We start from the raw sequence: 5,546 nt of genomic DNA, 5'->3' as shown, positions 1-5,546 counted from the left end.
CACCATTCCAGTGGTCATGATGTCTGGACGAAAAGAAGATGTCATGGCTACCGTGCCCGAACTGTTTGACTATTTTGAATTTATTAGCAAACCGTTTGAGGCAGCGGGCTTGATGCGTGCCATCAAAATTGCTATGGCGAAAGCCAAAAGCCGACAGTCGCCGGGAGTAGTGCCAGCCGCCACGCCACCCCACGCCAACCCAGCCCCTGCGGCTCACAGTGCCTCGGCAGACCTCCATCGACTTCAAGCCGAAGTGAAAAAACTTCAACAGCAGAATGCGGTGCTACATCGCGATCTGGAAGCGGTGAAAAAACAGCTTGCCCAAGTGATTGCCTTCATAAAGCAAAAGTTATCTTGAGCGCCCCAGGATAGGGATAGCCTTGACGATACGTTGCCCAGGCGATCGGTTTTTACGATAGATGGATCACGAAATATCGTGCTGGTTTCACGTACAGTGGGGATAGGTCTATAGGTTATAAGCCTAGAGATGCTTCCAACTGTGTTGTGCAGATTGGTCATGATATTGGTTCTGAGGTAGCGGCATGAATGGAAACATCCGCATAGGAAGCCTATTTGGGATTCCGTTTTTTATTAATCCGTCTTGGTTTGTCGTATTAGCACTGGTGACGCTGAGCTACAGCGGACGCTTGGCCTTTCTTTTTCCAGGGCTGGACGTATTTGCTTGGGTATTGGGATTCATCACAGCGCTTTTGCTATTTGGATCGGTGCTGGCTCATGAACTAGGACATAGCCTAGTGGCTATGCGGCAGGGCATTGAGGTGAAATCCATTACCCTGTTCCTCTTTGGTGGTTTGGCTAGCTTAGAAGAGGAATCGAAAACCCCTGGGGATGCCTTCAAAGTGGCGATCGCTGGCCCTCTCGTCAGCTTGGGTATCTTCGCCCTCTTACTGGCTGTGCAAATCTTTACGCCCATTGCTGGCCCCATCGCGGCCATGGTATCGCTGCTGGCCTATATCAATCTGGTACTAGCGCTGTTTAACCTGATTCCGGGATTGCCCCTGGATGGCGGCAACGTTTTGAAGGCGATCGTCTGGAAGATTACCGGAAAACCCTACAAGGGCGTTGCCTTTGCCAGTACGGTTGGACAGGTGTTCGGCTGGATTGGAGTTCTATTGGGGATCGCTTCAATTTTGGGCTTGACCGAGTTTGGCAGCATTTGGACATTGCTGATCGGCTGGTTCTTGCTGCAAAATGCAGGGCGATCGGCGCAATCAGCGGCAATTCAAGAGCAACTGAGCGGTTTGACGGCTTCGGATGCAGTGTATGCCGAAAGCCCTGTTGTCTCGGCAGATCTGTCCCTGCGTGAGTTTGCGAATACCTACATCATTGGGAGCAAGGTCAACTGGCGCAAGTTCCTGGTGGTGGATGCCGATGGGCAACTGATTGGCGACATTGAAGTGGATGCCATGAAGACGATTCCGACGAACGATTGGTGGGATGTTCCGGTGCGGGATCTGACCAAGCCGATCGAGAAGGTACAGAAAATTCCGGCCACTGAATCCTTACTGGATGTGATGCCGTTGATACAGGCTGAAGATCCTGGCGTTCTAACGGTCGTTAAGGATGATGGCTCGGTTGTCGGACTCATCGAGAAGGACTCGATCTTTGAAATGATGCAGCGGCGATCGCAAGAAAGCGCACCAACTCCTGCTGAAACTACCGCATCCTAAGCAACATCAGATCTACGACTTCTTTTGCAAACGCAGTCGGACTCGGCTGAATACACCGCACAAGTCGTAGATCTAGATAGGGGCGGGAGATCTAAATCGTGACAAAGTTAGCGATAGTCAAGGTTGTGGGGGTATGTCAAATAGTTTGTGTCAGGAGTGAATGGTTATAGAGGAAAGCAATCGCCGAACTCGATCGCGAAGCGATTGAGAGCAGGCTTCCCATTCGGAATCGGCATCGTCCACTTCTTGGAAATGTTGGCGATCGCCAAGGAAATCACTTTCAAGGCAGAATCGTCGGTTGGGAAGGCACGATGATTCTTGAGGACTTTGCGCAGGCCCATGTTGACCGATTCAATGGCATTGGTGGTGTAAATGACTTTGCGGATTTCCAGAGGGAAGGCAAAGAAGGGAATAATCCACTGCCAGTGGTTCATCCAGGACTTGCTAATCGTCGGATACTGGTTATCCCACCTCTGAGCGAACGCCATCAACTGCTGTTCAGCTTCCGCTTCGGTTGCTGCTGTGTAAATAAGCCGCAAGTCCGCAGCAACCGCTTTACGGTCTTTGTAGGACACGTAGGCTAAGGAATTCCTGACCATGTGGACAATACACAACTGCACCCGTGTCTGAGGACTTGGGCATCAAGGGCAAGTCCGGGATTCTCAAGTCGATGTGCTCTCGTCAGGTCTTCTTGAGTGACTCGAGCCATCGGATTCGCTTTGTCTATGTGCCGAAGCACACCTCGTGGCTCAACCAGATTGAAGGTTGGTTTAGCATCCTGGTGCGGCGGTGATTGCGATGGGGAAGCTTCACCTCGACTGCTGACCTCAAGCAGCAGATTTTGAGCTTCATTGACTCTTTCAACCGCACCTTTGCCAAGCCGTTTCTATGGAAGTTTAAGGGGTTTGATGAGGTTGTGAACACTGGTTAGCAATTCCTGCCAGCCTGCACTAGGTACACAGTCTATGTTCATAACAATATCATTGTGACTAAGGGATAAATGTGGTGATGGATTCAATGCATATGAACCAATTCAGTGAGCAGAAGACCCAGTTTGTCACCGCAATGTCTCACGAAATCCACACCCCGTTAAGTGTTATTTTGCTTTCCGTCCGGCTATTGAAACAGCATGGACACCAATGTAGTGAGGATAAACGGCAGGAGTACTTGCAGCATATTGAGTCTGCCGCGAAACAAATGAATCGACTCCTGAATGATCAATTGGTAGAAATTGGTGCAGATCCCGCTCCCTCATCATTTTCAGATGTCTGACCTTCCTGAGTCTGAGCCAAGCTGGGCTACATTACCAGTGTCTAGTCAGCAAACATTCCAGAGGGTCAGAAGACCTCGCTAGAATAGAGCAGGTTCTTTCAGTCTGCTAGCGTCTGCGATCGCCCTTAACTATGACTCTACAATCTTCTATCGACTTCATTGACGACTTTGATGTAATTGTTGTGGGCGCAGGACATTCCGGTTGTGAAGCGGCGTTGGCATCCGCCCGGATGGGGTGCCAGACGTTGATGATCACCCTGAACCTCGACAAAATTGCGTGGCAACCCTGTAATCCAGCAGTGGGTGGCCCTGCTAAGTCGCAGCTTACCCACGAGGTTGATGCCTTAGGTGGCGAAATTGGCAAAATGGCCGATCGCACCTATTTACAAAAGCGAGTGTTGAATTCCTCCCGTGGCCCTGCGGTGTGGGCATTGCGGGCACAAACCGACAAGCGGGAATACGCCGCTGTCATGAAACAGATTGTGGAAAATCAGCCGAATCTCACCCTACGGGAAGGTATGGTCACCGATCTTGCTCTAGGCAAGAATGACGAGGTGATTGGCGTTCAGACCTATTTCGGAGTTGGATTTCGCTGCAAGGCCGTTGTGCTGACGACGGGAACGTTCCTAGGGGGGCGGATCTGGGTTGGCAAGAAGTCGATGGCCGCAGGACGAGCGGGCGAATTTGCAGCGGAAGGACTGACGGAAACCCTGAACCGCCTAGGATTTGAAACGGGTCGTTTGAAAACGGGAACACCCGCCCGGGTTGATCGCCGCTCGGTGAACTTCAGCAAAATGGAACCCCAACCCGGAGATGCGGAGGTGCGCTGGTTTAGCTTTGATCCAGAGGTTTGGGTCGAGCGAGAGCAGATGCCGTGCCATCTCACCTGTACAACGGCTGAAACCCATCGGCTCATTCGGGAAAACCTTCATCTCTCTCCTGTATACGGGGGCTGGGTCGATGCTAAAGGGCCACGCTACTGTCCCAGCATTGAAGATAAAATTGTGCGCTTTGCTGACAAAGACTCTCACCAAATTTTTATCGAGCCGGAAGGTCGAGACATTCCAGAGCTTTACATCCAGGGGTTCTCCACGGGACTGCCGGAAGCGTTACAGCTTCAGATGCTGCGATCGCTCCCTGGTTTGGAACAGTGCGCCATGCTGCGTCCGGCCTACGCGGTTGAGTACGATTATCTTCCGGCAACGCAGTGCTACCCCACGCTGATGACGAAGCGCATCGAGGGGCTATTTTGTGCGGGGCAGATTAACGGCACGACGGGGTATGAGGAAGCCGCAGCGCAAGGTTTACTCGCGGGTATGAACGCAGCTCAGTTTGTACGGGGATTGGATATGGTGATTCTGCCCCGCGAGCATAGCTACATGGGCACGTTGATTGACGATTTATGTACGAAGGACTTACGCGAACCCTACCGGATGCTCACCTCCCGTTCGGAATACCGTCTGCTGCTGCGATCGGACAATGCCGACCAGCGGTTAACCCCTCTGGGACGGGATCTGGGCTTAATTGACGATCGCCGTTGGGATCTGTTTACCCGTAAGCAGGCGAATATTACTGCCGAGAAGGAGCGTCTGCACGAAACCCGCCTTAAGGAGCATGATCCGGTTGGGCAGGCGATTTGTCAGGAACAGCGGGAAGCGAATGCAACAGATCAGTGGACGATCAAAGGTTCGATTACTCTAGCCGATTTGCTGCGCCGTCCCCGGTTTCACTATGTCGATCTGGATCGATTCGGATTGGGCAATCCTAGTCTGAACCCAACGGAAAAGGAAGGCGCAGAAATTGATATCAAGTACTCTGGCTACATTCAGCGGCAGCAACAGCAAATTAACCAGGTGATGCGCCATGCCAATCGGCGGTTGCCAGAGGATTTGGATTATCATGCCATCAGTACCCTCTCGATGGAATCGCGGGAGAAGCTTTCTACCGTTAAGCCGCTGACCGTTGGGCAAGCTGCCCGGATTGGGGGTGTGAATCCAGCGGACATTAATGCGCTGTTGGTGTATCTAGAGTTGCGATCGCGCACGTCAGACTCCAGCACGTTGGCATCGACAATAGCCCATTCGTAAAATGACGTGAATTCAGGATAAGCTAATATCCTAACCGATATGGCTAGAACTATATCGGACACTTTGCGGATGGGATTAATTCGTCTGATTGTTATTTTGCTCTGATAATCGACTCAAACTTTGGAGGCGATCGCAATCCAGCAATTTAATGTGGGAGCCATTAACACGAATCATGCCTTCATTGCTGAGGTGATAAAACGCTCTTGAAAGGGTTGCTGGAATGGTTCCCAAAGCGGCAGCAAGTTGACTTTTAGTTCAATCAAGGGTCACAACTTGGTAAGGGCATGATGGCTGGGAATTATTATCCGCATCGCTCTGACTCAGCTTCAGCAAATAAGTAGCTAATCGTTGCGGTACATCCTTAAACGATAACTCTTCAATGACGTTCGTAAGATGCCGTAAGTGTTTCGAAAGACTAATCAGAACATTAATCGTAATGTCAACGTCAGTTCGGGATAAGAGAGGGGCAGGTTAGAGAGGCTGAAAGTGCTAAGTT

The 5,546-nt window shown here is 51.1% G+C and carries 5 protein-coding genes and 2 pseudogenes; 5 read left to right on the top strand and 2 right to left on the bottom strand.

Translation table 11 applies throughout. The features are described from left to right. Positions 1 to 43 precede the first annotated feature (43 nt). Together IGR76_04355 and IGR76_04350 are read left to right on the top strand one after the other, a co-directional pair. Positions 44 to 358 carry a hypothetical protein gene (locus tag IGR76_04355; GenBank protein MBF2077755.1) on the top strand — a complete coding sequence of 105 codons (315 nt, stop codon included), beginning with the start codon at positions 44 to 46 and terminating at the stop codon, positions 356 to 358. Positions 359 to 542: 184 nt separating this feature from the next. Then, positions 543 to 1,691: a site-2 protease family protein gene (locus tag IGR76_04350; protein MBF2077754.1), complete on the top strand. Its 1,149-nt coding sequence runs from the start codon at positions 543 to 545 to the stop codon at positions 1,689 to 1,691. 164 nt (positions 1,692 to 1,855) lie between these two features. Here IGR76_04350 and IGR76_04345 read toward each other — a convergent pair whose 3' ends face one another. Next, the gene (locus IGR76_04345) at positions 1,856 to 2,290 is read right to left on the bottom strand and encodes a transposase (GenBank protein ID MBF2077753.1); all 435 of its coding nucleotides are present in this window, start codon (positions 2,288 to 2,290) and stop codon (positions 1,856 to 1,858) included. 23 nt (positions 2,291 to 2,313) lie between these two features. On the opposite strand from IGR76_04345, the pseudogene IGR76_04340 reads away from it, so the two are divergent. From IGR76_04340 to mnmG, 3 genes and pseudogenes are all read left to right on the top strand, one after another. Further along, a pseudogene (locus IGR76_04340) lies at positions 2,314 to 2,622 on the top strand (transposase). A 77-nt stretch (positions 2,623 to 2,699) separates the two neighbouring features. Beyond that, entirely contained in the window at positions 2,700 to 2,963 is a 264-nt protein-coding gene (locus IGR76_04335) for a hypothetical protein (GenBank protein MBF2077752.1), read from the top strand. Positions 2,964 to 3,094: 131 nt separating this feature from the next. Continuing rightward, positions 3,095 to 5,050 carry a tRNA uridine-5-carboxymethylaminomethyl(34) synthesis enzyme MnmG gene (gene mnmG, locus IGR76_04330; protein ID MBF2077751.1) on the top strand — a complete coding sequence of 652 codons (1,956 nt, stop codon included), beginning with the start codon at positions 3,095 to 3,097 and terminating at the stop codon, positions 5,048 to 5,050. Between the two features lie 75 nt (positions 5,051 to 5,125). Here the strand turns inward: mnmG and IGR76_04325 are convergent. Then, positions 5,126 to 5,488 (bottom strand): annotated as a pseudogene (locus IGR76_04325) (winged helix-turn-helix domain-containing protein). Between the last annotated feature and the right edge of the window lie 58 nt (positions 5,489 to 5,546).

Source organism: Synechococcales cyanobacterium T60_A2020_003, from assembly GCA_015272205.1.
GTDB lineage: Bacteria > Cyanobacteriota > Cyanobacteriia > RECH01 > RECH01 > JACYMB01.
This window is presented reverse-complemented; position numbering and strand designations above follow the sequence as displayed.